The following is a 16,591-nucleotide window of genomic DNA, read 5'->3' on the forward strand; positions in this document are numbered from 1 at the left end:
CCGATGAAGAAATTCGTGATGGCCGCCGTCGGCGGCACGCTCGCCGGCATTCTGCTGACGACACAGGTGGCCGGACCGCTGGTTGCGCAAGAGGCGCAGAAGCCCACGGTCTATGAGCAGCTCGACCTTTTCGGCGACATCTTCGAACGCATTCGCGGCCAGTACGTGGAAGAGGTCGACGAGGGCAAACTGATCGAAGCGGCGATCAACGGCATGCTGACCTCTCTCGACCCGCATTCCAGCTATCTGCCCCCGGACCAGTTCGACGACATGCGGGTGCAGACCCGTGGTGAATTCGGCGGGCTTGGCATCGAGGTCACGCAGGAAGAGGGCTTCATCAAGGTCGTCTCGCCGATCGACGGCACACCAGCTTATGATGCGGGCATTCAGGCGGGCGATTTCATCACCCATGTCGATGGCGAAAGCGTACTTGGCCTGACGCTTGACGAGGCGGTCGACAAGATGCGCGGGCCGGTCGGGTCCGAGATCATCATCACCGTCGCCCGTCAGGGCACGGACGAGCCGTTCGACGTGTCAATCATCCGCGACACGATCAAGCTGACGGCGGCCCGTGTGCGGACCGAAGGCGACACCGTCGTCTTGCGGGTCACCACCTTCAACGACCAGACCTATGACAATATGGCCGACGGGCTGAAGAAGGCGGTCGAAGAGGCCGGCGGCATCGACAAGGTCAATGGCTTCGTCCTCGACCTGCGCAACAACCCCGGCGGGCTTCTGACCCAGGCGATCCAGGTTTCCGACGCCTTCCTCGACAAGGGAGAGATCGTCTCAACCCGTGGTCGCAATCCGGAAGACAGCGAACGGTTCAATGCCGAACCGGGCGACCTGACCGAAGGCAAGCCGATGGTCGTGCTGATCAATGGTGGTTCGGCCTCGGCCTCCGAGATCGTGACCGGCGCGCTGCAGGATCACCGCCGCGCCATCGTCGTCGGCACCAAGAGCTTCGGCAAGGGTTCGGTCCAGACGGTGATCCCGCTCCGGGGCGAAGGCGCAATGCGACTGACGACGGCGCGCTACTACACGCCGTCGGGCCGCTCGATCCAGGCGCTGGGCATCTCGCCCGACATCGTCGTCGAACAGCCGCAGCCGGCACCCGCCGAAGCGACGGAAGAGGAAGAAAGCTCCGCCGCAAGCCGCAGCCGGTCCGAGGCCGATCTGCGCGGCGCGATCACCAACGACTCGATGACCGAGGATGAGAAGCGGGTACTCGAAGAGGAACAGCTCAAGGCCGAAGAGGCCGCCAAGCTGCGTCAGGAGGATTACCAGCTCGCCTACGCCATCGACATCCTGAAGGGCCTGTCGGCCATCGCCGCGGCCGAATGACCCCGGACGAGGCCGCACGCCTGCCCTACCGGCCTTGCGTCGGCGTCATGCTGATCAATGACGCCGGCCTGATCTTCGCCGGTCAGCGCAAGGATAGCGAGGTCGCGGCCTGGCAGATGCCGCAGGGCGGTATCGATGACGGTGAAAAACCCCGCAAGGCCGCGCTCCGCGAACTGTGGGAGGAAACCGGCGTAACCGGCGACCTTGTCGAGTTCATCGCCAAGTCCCCCGACTGGGTGACCTATGACCTGCCGGCCGAACTTGTCGGCAGGGTCTGGGGTGGCCGCTTTCGCGGACAGAAACAGCGCTGGTTCCTGTTCCGGTTCACGGGACGGGACGAACAGATCGACATCGCGACCGAACATCCTGAGTTTTCGGAATGGAAATGGGTGACCGCGGACGAGATGCTGGCCGCCATCGTCCCCTTCAAACGCGCGGTCTATGAAGAAGTTGTCGCTGCCTTCCGGCCACATCTGGCCTGAGATCGTCACTGGGCAGGCGCGGCCAATAATCCGAACATTTCAACGGATCCGTATCCGAAGCGGTTCATTTTCACGCCTTTAGCCGTCTCGCAATGACGAAAAAGGTGCAAGAAAAGGCGTTTTGTGGTTCAAGATCCCTATGGGTTATGAACGTATTTTTCTTAGATCCGCGCTGATCGCCGGATTCTGCGTCGCGCTCGGGATGCTCGGTTTGACGCTGACATGGGAATACTCCCTCGATACGCCCCTGTTGAATTATACCGGGTTTCTGATGAGCGAATACGGCTTCGTTCCGTATCGAGATTTCTTTGAAACGTCGATGCCAGGCACCTTTGTCATCCACTACCTGATTGCCGCTACTGGCCTGACCGGGAATGTGGCATTCCTCTTGCTGAATGCGGTTGTCCTTGTGCTGGTCGCTGCGACCTCTTGGTGGGCCCTGCATCCGGTTTCCAGATCGGCCGCGCTGCTGGCGGCCCCGATGGTTGTTGTCCTCATCCTTCTGACAGGCCCAAACAACATCATGCAGCGAGACTGGCTGATCGTGCTTCCGGTCACGCTTGCCCTTGCTCTCGTAACCAACGGAAAGCCAGACGGAGCGGGCTTGCGTCTATTCACTGTCGGACTTCTGTTCGGCCTCGTCGCGACGATCAAGCCGCAGCTTGCCGCCGCCGCGCCCATTGTCGTCGTCGCGGATTGGGCCATGACACAGGGCGCGCGAAATTGGCTTCATCGGGGGATCGGCGCGATTTCCATCTCGCTGGCCGGTTTCGCGGTTGTCCCGGCGGCGATCCTGCTATGGCTGTCCCTTTCCGGAGGTCTGACCGATTTCCTGTTCATGCTGCGTGAGTATCTGCCGCTGCACGTTCAGCAGAATTTCAATCATGAATTCCATGCGCCGGGGGAAGGCCAAGCCTGGTCGCTTGGCGACTACGTTCAGTGGCGCTGGCAACGCAGTTTTCTGCTTGCCAGCGGTCTGTCCGCTGCGATCTGCGCCATATTGGCGTGGACATACGCACTCCGGTCGCGGATCGCCATCGCGGCTCTTATCGGCCTTTGGGGGTTCTACCTCTTGGTTCCGGGCCTTGCCGGGCAATACTGGCTCTATCACTCGATGCCATGGCTCCACTTCGGTGGTATGCTCGCCGCACTCGCGATTGCCGAGGCCAGCCGGTTCGGACGGCCGACCCTTGTCTGGGGCGCGCGTTTCGTTCTGTTGCTTGCACTTGCCTTCCACACCAAAGGCATGACCCGAAAGTTTCTTGGCGCCATCGATCGAAAGGCCACAAGCGGGCGCGTGGAGGAGGTTGCCACGGCAATCGACCGCTGGCTCCCGGAAGGGGGGACGGTTCAGCCGATCGACTGGACAGCCGGCGGTACGATCCATGCCATGCTGAGGACAAAGGCAAAACTCGGCACGAGTTTTCTCTACATGTACCATTTCCAGCACCACGTCTCGACCAGTACGAATGCAATGCTTCGTACGAGGTTCCTCGCAGAGCTCGAACATTCCCCCCCCGATCTCGTAGTGGAAGCGGTCCCGCATGAGGAGGTGTCGGGCTGGGACACGGACGTCAATTTTCCCGAATACGATGCATTCATCGCCAGCCACTACCGTGTCGTCGATCAAACCAGCGGTGCGAATATCCTTATGAGGCTTGATCTGGCGCCGTCACCTGACAGCGATCAGCAATGACGACGTCACGATCTACCGACGGGTCGTGCTAAGAGCACGAGACCCGCCGTCTGAAGGGGTCTGCCGTCGTTGGCCCGACCAAGCAGTCCGAAATATTCCGCCTGTGTAATGGTGCTGTGCTCAGTTCTGATAATTGACCTGGTAAAGAAACCCGTTCGGCACGAGCTTCTGGTCGGGGATCAGCTGCACAACCGGCAGGGGGCACTCTGATGCAAAGCGATTTTCGTCGGCCGAAACTGTCCAACAATCCCGCCGGAGAGGCGGCGTTTGAATTTCTCGTTGTCGGCTACATCACGCAGCGCGTGGATACCGGGCGCGGTTCGACGCGCCGCACTGACCGCCTCACCGGCCTCAGATCTGGGATATCCTCTGTGCCTCGCGCAAAAGTGCCGCAAGGACCGGTGTATGCGGTTCCCGGTAAGGTGCGATCAGGCCGACGGCGTGGCGCGTCTTTCCGGTCGTCAGCGGGACGATCCGCACCTCTTTCCCGGCGGCGAGGAATTCAGCCATCTGCACCGGCAGGATCGTCGCCCATCGCCCCGTCGCCACATGCGACATCAGGACCACGGTGGAGTTCGACTCGACCGCCCCGGTGACGCTTCGCCCGGCCTCCTGAAAATGCTGGTTGATGATGCGCCGGTTCTGCATGTCCGGGGTCAGAAGGCATAAAGGCTCATCTGCGATCTCGTCCCAGCCGACCTCCGCCCGCGCCGCGAGGGGCGAGTCCGCCCCACAGACAAACATGTAGCTTTCCCGATAAAGCGGCACGGTCGTCACCCGGCCCAGCGGTTCGTTGTCGAGATAGGAGATGCCCGCATCCACCTCCAGATTCTCGATCATGGCGAGGATCTCGGCCGAGGTCCGCGACAGGATGGTGAAGCGCACATTGGGATGGGCGCGGCCGAACCGCCCGGTCAGGTCCGCGACCGTGGTCAGCGCCGTCGGGATCACCGCCAGCCGAAGATTGCCAGCCAGCCCCTGCCGGACCGCGCGCATCTCTTCGCGCATGGTGCGGGTGTCGGCGACGATCTGGCGGGCCCAGACCAGCACGCGTTGCCCCTCGGGCGTCAGCCCGCCATAGCGCGAGCCGCGCCAGACAAGCTGCACGCCCAACTGCGCTTCCAGCGACTTGATCCCCGCCGACAGCGTCGGCTGGGTCAGCCCGAGGCTTTCGGCCGCGCGACCGAAATGCCCTTCCCGTGCCAGCGCGATGAACATTTCCAGCTTGTCGATCATGCGTGGCCCCTCTGTCCCGGCCCCGAACCTATCGCGGAGCCGGGCGCGGCCACAACCGGATTACGGCGCCCGGCGCAATGCCTGTGCCATGCAGTGGATGCCGCCGCCGGTTTTCGAAATTTCCGCTGTATCGACCGCCGCCACTTCGAAACCGCGCGCCTTCAGCTGACCGATCAGCGTCTGGGACGATGTCGGCGCAATCACCTTGTCATGCCCGAGCGCCATGAAGTTGCAGCCAAGCGCCATCGTATCGGCGAAGGGCACGTCGATGATCTCATGCCCTTTCGCCTTCAGCCAGTCGACGATCTTGGGATCGGTGCAGGTCAGGCAGACCGCGGTCAGCTTTTCGGCGATCGGCACGACCATCAGGTCGATATGGACGTAGTACTCGTCGATGAAGGCGATGCGGGTTTCCCAGCCTTCCTTCTCGAACCAGGACGCCACCTGACGCGCGCCTTCCTCTTGCGTGCGGGCCCCGCCGCAGCCGATCAGCACACAGCCCTCCTCGATCACGTTGAAATCGCCGCCCTCGAACGTGCCTGCCGTCACCATGTCGTAGATCGGGATGCCCATCGCCTCATAGGCGCGCAAAGCGGCATAATTCTCGCCCCGCCGCCACCAGTTGGCCATCGCGGTGATGACGGCGCCGTAGGGCGTCATGAAACTGGAATCGCGGGAATAGACCTGCATGGTCAGTTCGGGTTCCGCCGGCAGCATATGCACCTTCACCCCGAAATGCTCATAGGCCGAGACAAGCTCCGCATGCTGTCCCTGCGCTACCTGAATGTTGCATGGCGCCTCGCGCAGATGCTTGCGCGACAGGCTGGAGGTGGCGCGGTGGAAAAGATGCGCGGGCGAGCCCAATAGCACATCGGTCAGGGGATCGGTTTCGTTCTTCAATCCCCAATAGGCCATCGGCTTCGTGCCGCCCTTTGGGTTGCGGCGCTGCAGGGTGAAGCCTTCGGCATGGGGCAGTCGGTCAAGGGCCATGGGTTGCTCCTTCAGTGTTCAGATGCCGGGCGGATACGGGCCTCGGGTGACTGCAGATGGGTGAACGGCGCGGTTGCCATACGTTTTGCCGACAGAACGCCGACGTTTTGCAGACCGGATCATAGGCCCTTTTCAGCCGGGAGGGTGTGAAACCTTTTCTTGGATTTGACAAATTTCATTCACCTTTTCTCTGGTAAGCTGCCAGCGCCACGATAGACTTTCTGGTCGGAACCGGAGTGAGATATGGCCCGTATCCCCTCGACCCAAGCGCTGCGCGCGCTGGAAAGTTTCGCCCGCCACGGCACTGTCTGGCAGGCGGCGGATGAGCTGAACCTGACCCGCAGCGCGGTCAGTCATCAGTTGCGCCTTTTGGAGCGTGAGATGGGGTTCCGCATGTTCGACCGGGTCGGCACACGGATCGAACTCACGCCGCAGGGCATGGCCTATGCCGCCGATATCCGCCGGGCGCTGTCGGCCATTGCCGGATCTGCGGCCCGGAATGCCGGGCGCGGGGTCACCGGTGCCCTTACGGTAAGCTGCACCCCGGGCTTCGCCGCGACCTGGCTTTGCCCCAAGATCGGCCGCTTTCGCGAAGGCTTCCCCGACGTCTCGCTGTCGATCGTAACACCCCGGCGGCTGGACGACGTGTCGAACCCGGATGTCGATCTTTTCCTGACGTTCGGCACTGGAAACAAGCCCGGCATGCAGGTGGAACTCCTGAAAGAGGTGGAGTTCACGCCGCTTTGCAGCCCCGCGCTCATCAACCGTCTCGGCGGTCTGAACGGCCCGCGCGACGTCTTGCGGGCTGGCCTACTACACCTGCATGAACGTGAAGACTGGCGGAACTGGTTCCGCCTTGCCGGGGTCGGGGAAGAGGCCGCGCAGGAGGGCATTGTTTTTGCCGACATGAACCTTGTCTATGCCGCCGCGATGAACGCACAGGGCATCGCCATGGGGGACGAGTTCATCTGCCACGAGGCGATGGAAGCCGGAACCCTCGTCAGGCCCTTCGACCTCGCGATCCGTTCGCCGCGATCCTATTTCCTCGTTGTGCCGACCGACAAGGCGGACAATCCCGCCGTTGGGGCGTTCCGGTCGTGGCTGCGCGAGGAACTGCCGGACATGCGCGATTGACGGGTTCGTGCAAATCTGTTTGTCGTCATCGGTTCGGCTCGCTGGTATAGAGATTGGTTAACCCGATGCTGATACCGTCGCCGTTACCCGATACAACTTCCGTCTTCGGCACGAAAATATTTCGGGAAGTTTTTCTCAGAGAAGGACGCGGTGTTCGGCCTGTCCGGGCGTGTCCACCCTGACGCGGAAGGTGGCCCCGGCGGGCGCCGTGTCGATCCCGGTTGCTGCCGTGGTGATGTAGAGGGTTTTTAGGTCCGCACCACCAAAAGCCGGGCAGGAGACCTGCGGAGTGGGAACCTCGACCACCGACAAAAGTGTCCCATCCGGCGCATAGCGCGCGACGCGGCCCGCCCCCCATTGCGCGTTCCACAGGCACCCTGCACTGTCCACCACCGATCCGTCGGCCCCGAAAGTGGTACCGCTCAGATCGATGAAAAGGTCGGGTTCACCCACAGGCCAACCCTCCCTTGGGTCCAGCTTCTGCCGCATGATCCGCCCCACGCGCGTATCGGTGTAATAGGCCCAGACGCGGTCAGGGGAAAAGGCGATGGAGTTGGAGATCGTGACATCGGCCACCAGCCGCCGCACCTCGCCCCGGTAATACCGGTAGATGGCCCCAAGGCCCGGTTCAGCCTTCTTTCCCATCGTGCCGATCCAGAACCCGCCCCATGGATCGGCACGCCCGTCATTGGAACGGGTCAAAGGCTGGTCCGCTTCGATTTCGGCCAATCGGGACTGCGCGCCACTTTCGATATCGAAGCGCAGAAGGCCCGCCTCATCGGCGATGACCAGCGTATCGCGGTCGACCCAACCGGCTGCCGAGACATGGGCGTCGAACTGCCAATACCGCTCCTCCCCCGCCTCCGTCCGGGTCAGGAGCTTCTTGGCGAGAATATCGAACCAGAACAGCTGCCCCCTGAGCGGATGCCAGAGCGGCCCCTCGCCAAGCGCGCAGACCGTCGGGCTGAAGATGGTGACGGTCACTTGGCCCAGGCCTTGTCATAGGCCGCGACGATCCCGGCCGCACGCCGCGCGACCTCATCGGGCGGCACGCCCGGACGGTACAGCGCGGTGCCAAGGCCGAAGCCCGCGATCCCGGCCTGCCGCCATTCAGCGAAATCCCCGGCCCCGACACCGCCCACGGCAAAGGTCCGGGTTCCGGCAGGCAGGACCGCGTTGATTGCGGCGAAGCCCTGAACGCCGATCAGGTTCGCCGGAAACAGCTTCAGCCCATCGGCCCCTGCACGCAGGGCCGCGAAACATTCCGTGGGGGTAAAGACCCCGGGATAGGATTGTATCCCCATCCGTTTTGTCGCCGCGATGACCTCGGGATTGCAGTCGGGCGAGACAACCATCCGGGCACCGATACCGGCCAGCCGTTCGACTGACGGCACATCCAGAACCGTTCCGGCCCCGATTTCCGCACGGCCATCCGCCGCCCCGATCATGCGGGCGATGCTGTCATAGGGATCGGGTGAGTTCAGCGGCACCTCGATCCGGGTGATGCCTGCGCCGATCAGCGCCTCGGTCACCGCGACGGCCTCGTCGGGCGTGATGCCCCGCAGGATGGCGATGATGGCCCGGTTCATGCCCGCCCCCCCGCGATGTTGGCGGCAGCCGCTGCGAGCCCCGCAAAAACCGCGTCGCGGCCCGCCACGACCTCGGCAGGAAGTCCCTGCGCGGCGAGCGCCGTTTGATAAGCCGCCGCGACGGTTTCTGCCCCGATGATTGCCACCTGCCGTCCCAGCCAGTAGGGCCGCGCGGCGGCAAGTTCCGCCCCGATCAGAAGACCCGAAAGACGCGCCCGCGCGGCGTGTCCGTCGAGCCCCTCAAGAATGCCCGCCGCCCGCAGACGGAAAAGATGGGCGGCCAGACGTTCCGGCCGCGCCAGCGCATCGTCGAGGCCCCCGGCAAAGGCCGCCTCGTCCCAGCCGTCCGTGGCGACCGTGTGGCGCAGAACGGACTGACCGCCGATCAGGGCGAAGAGCTCACCCGTCATGAAGGTCTGGAACGACACCACCTCGCCCGCGCTCACCTCCACCCATTTGCTATGGGTGCCGGGCAGGCACAGGATACCGTCCCAGCCGGGATGGGTCGCAAGGAACCCGGCAATCTGTGTCTCCTCACCGCGCATCACATCCGGCGGGTTGGACTGGCTCAGGCCCGGAAGGATTTTCAGGCTGAGACGCGGATCGTTCACCGGTATACCGACGGTCGTGCCGGGGTCGAGCGGCGCGCAAGGCACGGCGCGATAGGGGGCCTCGCGCCAGCCGATGCTGCTGCCGACCATGCCGCAGGCGATCACGGCCACACTGCCGGAGGGCGGAAGGTGGGCGCCGATCAGCGCCAGAAGCGCAGGCTCGAATCCGTCGGGGCCAAGGGTCACGACACCGTCGGCAGATGTAAGTTCATGCAGGATACCTCCGTCCCTGCCGACCAGCATGGCCCTCAGATGCGTCGTGCCCCAGTCAAGGCCGATCCATGCGATATCCCCGCTCATCCCGTCACCACCACGCCGCCGTCGATCACCAACGCCTGCCCGGTCATCATCCGCGATGCCGACGACGCTAGAAACAGCGCGCCGCCAACGATGTCCTCGGGCGCAAGCGTCGCTTTCAGGCATTGCCGGTCGAGATGGGCGGCGAGCCCTTCGGGTGTCACCCACATCTCTTTCTGCTTGTCCGTCATCACCCAACCCGGCGCGAGCGCATTGACCCGGATGCCGTCGGGCCCGAATTCCCGGGCGAGCGAACGGGTCAGCCCGTTCAGGCCAGAATTTGCGGTTGTGTAGATCGGGTAGCCCGCATTGCCCATCATGTAGCTGATCGAGGTCATGTTGATGATCGCCCCACCACCCGCCGCGCGCATACCCGGCAGAACCGCCTGTGCGGCAAAGAAACAGGCCTTGAGATTGATGGCGATGGCGCGGTCCCAGTAATCCTCGCTGACATCCTCGGTCGCGTGGCGTTGATCGTTGGCGGCGTTATTGACCAGAACCGTCACCGGCCCATGCGCATCACTCGCCTCGGCGACGGCCGCTTTTAGCGCCCCGATATCGGTTATGTCACACGGGATGAAAAGCGGGCGGATGCCGGTTTCGGCCTCCATCTGCCCGGCAAATTCCGCACCGTCCGACCGCTGGACAAAGGCAACCCGCGCGCCTTGGCGCAGAAAACCCTCTGTCAGGGCCGCGCCAACCCCAGACCCGCCGCCGGTGATGAAGACCGATGCATCTTTCAGATCAGGATAGATCGCCGAAGGTTTCATGCGTCACTTCCGTCCGCTGTCGAGAGCTTTTGCGCCGTATCCCACATCAGTGGCTTTCCCTCGTGACCGGTCTTGTATCCTTGCCGACGAGGAAATCGAGATCAGCCCCTTCATGGGCCTGCATGACACTGTCGGTGTAAAGCTTTGCGTAGCCGCGTGTGTAATGCGGGGGCGCGGGGGTCCATGCCGCCTGCCGCCGCTTCAGCTCATCCTCATCCACCAGATGCGTCAGCTCCTCCCGGCTGGCCGAGATGCGAATCCGGTCGCCGGTTTTCACCAGTGCGAGCGGCCCGCCCGCCTGCGTCTCGGGGCTGACATGCAGGATCACGGTGCCGAAGGCGGTGCCGGACATGCGCGCATCCGATATCCGCACCATGTCGCGCACGCCCTGTTTCACAAGCGCAGCGGGGATCGGCATATTGCCGACCTCCGGCATTCCCGGATAGCCTTTCGGGCCGCAGCCCTTCAGCACCAGGATCGTATCGGCCGTCACCGGCAGGTCGTCGCGGTCGATATTGGCTTTCATCTCCTCGATCGACTCGAAGACATAAGCGGGCCCTTCGTGTTCCAGTAGCGCAGGCGTCGCGGCAGAGGGTTTCACGATCGCGCCTTTCGGGGCGAGGTTTCCGCGCAATACTCTTATCCCCGCCGCAGGTTTCACAGGGTCGGCCATGGGGTGGATCACGTCACGGTTCCAGCACTCCGCCCCCTCGGCATAGGCCGAGATATCGCCACCCAGAACGGTCTTGGCGGGGCGCAGTTTTGCGCCGAGTTCACGCAGCACCACCGGCATCCCGCCTGCGTAGCAGAAATCCTCCATCAGGTATGTGCCCGACGGCATGCAATTGACCAGAAGCGGGATGTCCGAGCCAATTTCGAAATCGTCGAGCGTGAGCGGCACGCCGACCCGCCCGGCCAGCGCCAACAGGTGAATGACCGCATTGGTGGACCCGCCCACGGCGGCATTGGCGAGGATTGCATTCTCGAAACTTTCGCGGGTCAGGACCTTTGACAGGACCAGATTCTCCTCGACCATTTCGACGATCCGCCGCCCGGTCATATGGGCCAGTGCCATGCGCCGCGCATCCACAGCCGGAAGGGCGGCATTCGTCGGCAGGCTCATCCCCATCGCCTCGACAAGCGACGCCATGGTGGAGGCCGTGCCCATCGTCATGCAGACGCCTTTTGACCGGCTCATACCGGATTCGGCGGCCATGAAGTCCTTCAGCGTCATCTCGCCCGCGCGCACCGCCTCGGAAAACTTCCACACATCGGTGCCCGAACCGATGTCCTGCCCCTGCCACTTGCCGTTCAGCATCGGGCCGGACGACACCACGATCGTTGGCAGGTCAACCGAGGCCGCCCCCATGAGTTGCCCCGGCGTAGTCTTGTCGCAGCCGCCCAGAAGGACGACGCCGTCCATGCCATAGGCGCGGATCGATTCCTCGACATCCATCGACAGAAGATTGCGAAAGAGCATTGCCGTCGGCTTCATCTGGGTCTCGCCCAGCGACATGACCGGGAATTCCACCGGAAAGCCGCCGGCCTCCCACACGCCGCGTTTCACGCCTTCGGCGAGCTCGCGAAGACCGGAATTGCAGGGGGTCAGTTCCGACCATGTGTTGCAGACACCGATGACCGGTCGACCGTCGAAGACATGATCGGGAAAGCCCTGGTTCTTCATCCACGACCGGTGGATGAACCCATCCTTGTCATGCTTGCCATACCAGGCCCGGTTGCGGCGGTCTTTGGTCATGATGCCTGCCTCGGTTGCGCGAACGGGAAAGCCCTTGGCAGGAGTATTTGGGTCGCGGCGAAAGGGCAAGGCTCACGCCGCTTTGATCGCGTGTCGGGTCTATGTTCGGGTGTAGGGATCTTTCAGCGCGGGCAGGAGCTGACCTTCGCAGCGACCGAAACCGATGCGGTAGCCATCGTCTTGCGCGTGACCGGTCAGGGTCAGCGTATCGCCGTCTTCGATGAAGCACCGCGTGCCACCGGTATCGAGAGAAACTGGCTCCTTCCCGCCCCAACTCAGCTCCAGCAGGCTGCCGCGGCTTTCTTTCGTTGGGCCCGAAATGGTGCCAGAGCCCAGAAGGTCGCCGGTGTTCATCGGGCAGCCGGAGGTGGTGTGATGCGCCAGTTGCTGGGCGGCCGAGTAATACATTTCCCGATAGTTGGTCCGCGCGATCGTGGTGGCGGCCTTGCCCTCGGGGGCCAGTGTCACGGCAAGGTCGATGTCATAAAGCATTGGCCCGGGCTCAGTCAGGTAGGGCAGAAGCGGGCGGGCGCGGTCGGGGGTGGTCACTCGGAACGGCTCCAAGGCCGCTCGGGTCACGATCCACGCGGAGATCGTCGTGGCCGTCGCCTTGGCCTGAAACGGGCCGAGTGGCTGGTACTCCCAGGCCTGAATGTCGCGGGCCGACCAGTCGTTCAGTAGAACATAACCGAAGATCATCCGGTCGGCCTCAGCCACTGTCACCGGCCCTTCGGACGGCATTCCCACGACTGCGCCGAGTTCCAGTTCGATATCGAAGCGGGCCGAGGGCGCGAAGCGGGGCAGGTCGTCATCCGGGCCTTTCACCTGCCCCCAAGGCCGCCGGACCGGTGTGCCCGAGACGACGACGGAAGAGGCGCGGCCATTGTAGCCGATCGGGATCGACAGCCAGTTTGGCGGCAATGCGTTGTCCTTGCCCCGAAACATGGTCCCGACATTCTCGGCGTGGTGCCGCCCGGCATAGAAATCGGTGTATTCCGAGATGAGGAAGGGCAGGTGCATCTGCGCCGCTTCCATTGGCACAAGATATGGTTCCACCACCCGGTCGGCGTCCTCGGCCAGCAAGGCCTGCAACTTGGCCCGGTAGGCATTCCAGACCTCCGGCCCCAGTTCCATGAAGTCATTCCAGAAGGGCACGTCCAGCACCGGGTCATCGGTCGCTGTCAGGATGCCCTCTTCCTCCATTGCGGTGAGATCGACGATCATGTCGCCGATGGCGGCTCCGCAGCGGGGCTCGGTTCCATTCGTTGAAAACACGCCATAGGGCAGATTGTTCCGCGGAAACTGTCCGTCGGGGGCGTTGGCGCTTTCGATCCAGGATTTCATCAGTGTCATGTCGGTCCTCAGGTCTGGATGGCGTCAGGTTGCGCCTCGGGCGCGGCCTTGGCGAAGGCGGGTGGGATTGTGGCCGCCGCGTCGATCTCGGTCAGGCGGGGCCATGGTTCGAGGTTCAGCCCCCAGCGCCGCGCATTGTAGATCTGCGCGACGAGGCAAATATCGGCAAGTGTCGGGGCATCGGTGAAGGCGAAAGGCGTTATGGGATCGACCATCTGTTCCAAGGCGTCGAAACCAAGCGCCATCCAGTAGCGCATCCATGCGGCCTTGTCCTCGGCCGTCGCATCGAAGGTTGCGCCCAGATGCTGGACGACCCGCAGGTTGTTGACCGGATGGATGTCCATGGCGATGAGATGTGCCGCCGCCATGACTCGCGCCCGCAATTTGGGATCGGTAGGCAGGAGGGGCGGTTCGGGATAGGTCGCGTCCAGCCAGTCGATGATCGCCAGCGACTGGGTCAGGACCGTGCCGTCCGCCAGTTCCAGCGCGGGGACGAGCCCGGCGGGGTTCCGCGTGGCATATTCCGCGCTGCGTTGTTCCCCGGCGACGAGGTTCACTGGAACGGTGTCGAAAACCACGCCCTTGAGGTTCAGCGCGATCCGCACGCGGTAGGATGCGGTGGATCGCCAGTAGGAATAGAGCCTCATTTCCGGCCCGGCGTGCCGTCGAACTTCTTCTCAAGCGAGGTCCAGCAGTCGATGTAGTCGTCCTGCAGCGGCGCTTCATTCGCGGCAAACTCGGTCAGGTGCTGAGGGAACCGTGTCTCGAACATGAAGGACATGGTGTTGTCGAGCTTGTCCGGGCCAAGGTTCGCGTTAGACGCCTTCTCAAACGCCTCGCGGTCGGGCCCGTGCGGCAGCATCATGTTGTGCAGGCTCATGCCGCCCGGAACGAAGCCCTGCGGCTTTGCGTCGTACTGGCCGTAGATATTGCCCATCAGTTCCGACATGACGTTCTTGTGGTACCAGGGCGGGCGGAACGTATCCTCCATCACCATCCAGCGTTCGCGGAAAAGGACGAAGTCGATATTTGCGGTGCCCGGCACGCCCGAGGGCGCCGTGAGTACCGTGAAAATCGACGGGTCGGGGTGGTCGAAAAGGATCGATCCGACCGGGCAATAGGTCCGCAGGTCGTATTTCACCGGGGCATAGTTGCCGTGCCATGCCACGACATCGAGCGGCGAATGCCCGATCCTCGTCTCATGGAACTGACCGCACCACTTTATGGTGACGGTCGAAGGCACCTCGCGGTCCTCAAAGGCCGCAACGGGCGTCTTGAAGTCACGCCGGTTGGCCATGCAGTTCGCGCCGATGGGGCCACGGCCGGGCAGTTCGAACTTCTGGCCGTAGTTCTCGCAGACGAAACCGCGCGCGGGGCCGTCGATCAGTTCCAAGCGATAAAGAAGCCCGCGCGGCAGGATCGCAATTTCCTTCGGCTCCAGATCGATGATGCCAAGTTCAGTGCAGAAGCGCAGGCGACCCTCCTGCGGCACGACCAGAAGTTCGCTGTCGGCGGAATAGAAATAGGCGTCCTCCATAGAGGCGGTCACAAGGTAGATGTGGCTGGCCATTCCGACCTGCGTGTTCACGTCGCCTGCCGTCGTCATCGTCCGCATCCCCGTCAGCCATGTCAAAGGCTGGTCCGAATGCGCGACGGGGTCCCAGCGGTACTGGCCGAGCGAGATCACATCCTCCACGACATGCGGCGCGGTCTTCCAATATGGCAGCGCGATCTTCTCGTATCTCGCGGAATGTTTGACCGAGGGGCGGATGCGGTAGCACCAGGTCCGTTCGTTCTGGTGGCTGGGCGCGGTGAAGGCGGTGCCGGACAGTTGTTCGCCGTAAAGCCCGTAATTGCACTTCTGGGGGCTGTTCATGCCCTGCGGCAACGCGCCCGACAGCGCCTCCGTCTCAAAATCATTGCCGAAGCCCGGCATGTAGCCTGCGGTCGTGCCGCACGGCGTTGCAGCTTGGCGGAATCCGGTTTGGGGGTGGTCGGTCATGGCAAGGCCCTCCAGATAATGGTTGCATTCGTAATAGTTGATTTTGTAACTAACAACAGGAGAATTGCCCATGACGCCAGACACCGACTTCGACCTGCAGAGTTTCCTGCCCTACCTCCTGAACCGCGCGGCGGAGGAAACGGGCCTGAAATTCCAGAAGATATATAAGGACCGTTACGGCATGCTGCGGACCGAATGGCGGGTGCTGGCGCATCTCGGCGGGTACGGAACGATGACCGCAACCGAGATCGGCGCGCGGGCCGGGGTGCACAAGACCAAGATCTCCCGCGCCGTGGCGCGTCTGGAACTACTCGGATTTCTCGCCCGATCCGGCAACCAAACCGACCGTCGGCAGGAATTCCTCGGGCTGACGAAGAAAGGGCAGGCGGCCTATGCCGATCTTTCCCTTTCGGCGCAAAGGTTCAACGCCGAACTGACGCGCTCGCTTTCAGAGCATGATCAGGCGGTTCTTACCCGCTGCCTGACGTCCCTCGCGGCAGGCTGACGGGCCATTCGGGTCACAACAATCCGGCTCGGAAGGGTCTCAATCCGGCTCCGAAGTCAGGATCGTCATGGCCCGCCGGTCGAGTTGCGGCGAGCCGACGTCATAGCGCCCGACCTTTTTCATTGCTGCCCGCAGGTCGATATTCGTGCCGAGATACCGCCAGACAATGGGACCGGTGAATGGTGTGCGTTGTCGGCTGGTGATGCCGAAGGTCTTACCGCGCAGGTAAGACAACTGACCGCGTCCGACCGGATACAACACTGTCTCCACCAGAGCGTCGCGGGCGAGTTCCTGGAATTCCATCACGAAGATGCGGTTACCCAGAAGTGCGACCCGGCCATCGTATTTCGACAGGTACAGCGCCCCGTCCTTGTCATCGACGGACCGCTCAAGCGATTTGCAATGCACGATGCCGTCTTTCACGCTCAGCCTGACGAGCGCGCAGATGATCGAGTTCGCCCAACTCTCGGTTTCGAAATAGCTGTGATAGTAGCCAAGATACCGGCGAAGGCCGAGTGTCTGACCGGCAAAGGCACTGTCGAAACCCCGCATATGCACGTCGGGTGGCACGGTTTTCAGCCGCGGCTGGACAAGTGGATGCACCTCGAACTCATCCGGCGGCAACAGAAATTCAGCCGGGCGGACACCAAAGTAGGTCGAAATGCGCCGGAGATTGGCTGCCGAGGGTTGCGACGAACCGTTCAGGTACTTGTTGAATTGCTGCCGGTTGATGCCAATGCGCCGACAAATCTCGGATATCGACGATTCGGTGGAGCACAGCAGGCGCAGATTGGCTGCCAGCACAGATTCCATCGCCACGTCTCCC

16 protein-coding genes are annotated in these 16,591 nt (G+C 62.9%); 5 read left to right on the top strand and 11 right to left on the bottom strand.

The annotated features are described in order from the left end of the window. Nucleotides 1-3: 3 nt before the first annotated feature. From QKW60_RS14550 to QKW60_RS14560, 3 genes are all read left to right on the top strand, one after another. Entirely contained in the window at nt 4-1,344 is a 1,341-nt protein-coding gene (locus QKW60_RS14550) for a S41 family peptidase (protein WP_282369710.1), read from the top strand. After that, nucleotides 1,341-1,826 carry an RNA pyrophosphohydrolase gene (locus QKW60_RS14555; RefSeq protein WP_282369712.1) on the top strand — a complete coding sequence of 162 codons (486 nt, stop codon included), beginning with the start codon at nt 1,341-1,343 and terminating at the stop codon, nt 1,824-1,826. Before QKW60_RS14550 ends, QKW60_RS14555 begins: the two co-directional genes overlap by 4 nt. 121 nt (nt 1,827-1,947) lie before the next feature. Beyond that, a complete protein-coding gene (locus QKW60_RS14560) occupies nt 1,948-3,522 on the top strand; it encodes a hypothetical protein (protein WP_282369713.1) in 1,575 nt (524 codons plus the stop codon). Between the two features lie 351 nt (nt 3,523-3,873). On the opposite strand, the gene QKW60_RS14565 is transcribed toward QKW60_RS14560, so the two are convergent. Further along, nucleotides 3,874-4,758 (bottom strand): LysR family transcriptional regulator, encoded by an 885-nt coding sequence (locus QKW60_RS14565; RefSeq protein ID WP_282369714.1) that lies wholly within the window; start codon nt 4,756-4,758, stop codon nt 3,874-3,876. A 60-nt stretch (nt 4,759-4,818) separates the two neighbouring features. Continuing rightward, nucleotides 4,819-5,748 carry a dimethylarginine dimethylaminohydrolase family protein gene (locus QKW60_RS14570; protein WP_282369715.1) on the bottom strand — a complete coding sequence of 310 codons (930 nt, stop codon included), beginning with the start codon at nt 5,746-5,748 and terminating at the stop codon, nt 4,819-4,821. Between the two features lie 243 nt (nt 5,749-5,991). On the opposite strand from QKW60_RS14570, the gene QKW60_RS14575 reads away from it, so the two are divergent. Further along, nucleotides 5,992-6,882 (top strand): LysR substrate-binding domain-containing protein, encoded by an 891-nt coding sequence (locus QKW60_RS14575; protein WP_282369717.1) that lies wholly within the window; start codon nt 5,992-5,994, stop codon nt 6,880-6,882. Nucleotides 6,883-7,017: 135 nt separating this feature from the next. On the opposite strand, the gene QKW60_RS14580 is transcribed toward QKW60_RS14575, so the two are convergent. The 8 genes from QKW60_RS14580 to hmgA form a co-directional block, all read right to left on the bottom strand. Then, complete coding sequence (locus QKW60_RS14580; protein ID WP_282369719.1) at nt 7,018-7,866, bottom strand: SMP-30/gluconolactonase/LRE family protein; 849 nt, start codon at nt 7,864-7,866, stop codon at nt 7,018-7,020. Continuing rightward, entirely contained in the window at nt 7,863-8,471 is a 609-nt protein-coding gene (locus tag QKW60_RS14585) for a 2-dehydro-3-deoxy-6-phosphogalactonate aldolase (protein ID WP_282369721.1), read from the bottom strand. The genes QKW60_RS14580 and QKW60_RS14585 overlap by 4 nt, the downstream gene beginning before the upstream one ends. Further along, entirely contained in the window at nt 8,468-9,382 is a 915-nt protein-coding gene (locus QKW60_RS14590; protein WP_282369723.1) for a 2-dehydro-3-deoxygalactonokinase, read from the bottom strand. Before QKW60_RS14590 ends, QKW60_RS14585 begins: the two co-directional genes overlap by 4 nt. Beyond that, nucleotides 9,379-10,149, bottom strand: coding sequence for an SDR family NAD(P)-dependent oxidoreductase (locus tag QKW60_RS14595; RefSeq protein WP_282369725.1), 771 nt, complete (start codon nt 10,147-10,149; stop codon nt 9,379-9,381). The genes QKW60_RS14590 and QKW60_RS14595 overlap by 4 nt, the downstream gene beginning before the upstream one ends. A gap of 46 nt (nt 10,150-10,195) precedes the next feature. Continuing rightward, on the bottom strand, nt 10,196-11,905 hold the full coding sequence (locus QKW60_RS14600; RefSeq protein ID WP_282369726.1) for an IlvD/Edd family dehydratase: 1,710 nt from the start codon (nt 11,903-11,905) through the stop codon (nt 10,196-10,198). Nucleotides 11,906-12,004: 99 nt separating this feature from the next. Next, on the bottom strand, nt 12,005-13,258 hold the full coding sequence (gene fahA / locus QKW60_RS14605) for a fumarylacetoacetase (RefSeq protein ID WP_282369728.1): 1,254 nt from the start codon (nt 13,256-13,258) through the stop codon (nt 12,005-12,007). 8 nt (nt 13,259-13,266) lie between these two features. Then, nucleotides 13,267-13,905 (bottom strand): maleylacetoacetate isomerase, encoded by a 639-nt coding sequence (gene maiA, locus QKW60_RS14610; protein WP_282369730.1) that lies wholly within the window; start codon nt 13,903-13,905, stop codon nt 13,267-13,269. Then, on the bottom strand, nt 13,902-15,260 hold the full coding sequence (gene hmgA, locus QKW60_RS14615) for a homogentisate 1,2-dioxygenase (protein ID WP_282369732.1): 1,359 nt from the start codon (nt 15,258-15,260) through the stop codon (nt 13,902-13,904). The genes maiA and hmgA overlap by 4 nt, the downstream gene beginning before the upstream one ends. A gap of 70 nt (nt 15,261-15,330) precedes the next feature. Between hmgA and QKW60_RS14620 the strand changes: the two genes are divergently transcribed. After that, a complete protein-coding gene (locus QKW60_RS14620; RefSeq protein WP_282369734.1) occupies nt 15,331-15,765 on the top strand; it encodes a MarR family winged helix-turn-helix transcriptional regulator in 435 nt (144 codons plus the stop codon). 39 nt (nt 15,766-15,804) lie between these two features. Here the strand turns inward: QKW60_RS14620 and QKW60_RS14625 are convergent, their stop codons facing one another. Further along, nucleotides 15,805-16,578, bottom strand: a complete 774-nt coding sequence (locus QKW60_RS14625; RefSeq protein WP_282369736.1) for a helix-turn-helix domain-containing protein — start codon at nt 16,576-16,578, stop codon at nt 15,805-15,807. Nucleotides 16,579-16,591 lie beyond the last annotated feature (13 nt).

It is taken from the genome of Albidovulum aestuarii, from assembly GCF_029961185.1.
GTDB lineage: Bacteria > Pseudomonadota > Alphaproteobacteria > Rhodobacterales > Rhodobacteraceae > Albidovulum > Albidovulum aestuarii.

Bases quoted from the DNA above. Each gene is read 5' to 3' on its own strand.
- QKW60_RS14550 (WP_282369710.1), top strand. From the start codon at position 4: ATGAAGAAATTCGTGATGGCCGCCGTCGGCGGCACGCTCGCCGGCATT.
- QKW60_RS14555 (WP_282369712.1), top strand. From the start codon at position 1,341: ATGACCCCGGACGAGGCCGCACGCCTGCCCTACCGGCCTTGCGTCGGC.
- QKW60_RS14565 (WP_282369714.1), bottom strand. From the start codon at position 4,758: ATGATCGACAAGCTGGAAATGTTCATCGCGCTGGCACGGGAAGGGCAT.
- QKW60_RS14570 (WP_282369715.1), bottom strand. From the start codon at position 5,748: ATGGCCCTTGACCGACTGCCCCATGCCGAAGGCTTCACCCTGCAGCGC.
- QKW60_RS14575 (WP_282369717.1), top strand. From the start codon at position 5,992: ATGGCCCGTATCCCCTCGACCCAAGCGCTGCGCGCGCTGGAAAGTTTC.
- QKW60_RS14585 (WP_282369721.1), bottom strand. From the start codon at position 8,471: ATGAACCGGGCCATCATCGCCATCCTGCGGGGCATCACGCCCGACGAG.
- QKW60_RS14590 (WP_282369723.1), bottom strand. From the start codon at position 9,382: ATGAGCGGGGATATCGCATGGATCGGCCTTGACTGGGGCACGACGCAT.
- QKW60_RS14595 (WP_282369725.1), bottom strand. From the start codon at position 10,149: ATGAAACCTTCGGCGATCTATCCTGATCTGAAAGATGCATCGGTCTTC.
- QKW60_RS14600 (WP_282369726.1), bottom strand. From the start codon at position 11,905: ATGACCAAAGACCGCCGCAACCGGGCCTGGTATGGCAAGCATGACAAG.
- fahA (WP_282369728.1), bottom strand. From the start codon at position 13,258: ATGACACTGATGAAATCCTGGATCGAAAGCGCCAACGCCCCCGACGGA.
- maiA (WP_282369730.1), bottom strand. From the start codon at position 13,905: ATGAGGCTCTATTCCTACTGGCGATCCACCGCATCCTACCGCGTGCGG.
- hmgA (WP_282369732.1), bottom strand. From the start codon at position 15,260: ATGACCGACCACCCCCAAACCGGATTCCGCCAAGCTGCAACGCCGTGC.
- QKW60_RS14620 (WP_282369734.1), top strand. From the start codon at position 15,331: ATGACGCCAGACACCGACTTCGACCTGCAGAGTTTCCTGCCCTACCTC.
- QKW60_RS14625 (WP_282369736.1), bottom strand. From the start codon at position 16,578: ATGGAATCTGTGCTGGCAGCCAATCTGCGCCTGCTGTGCTCCACCGAA.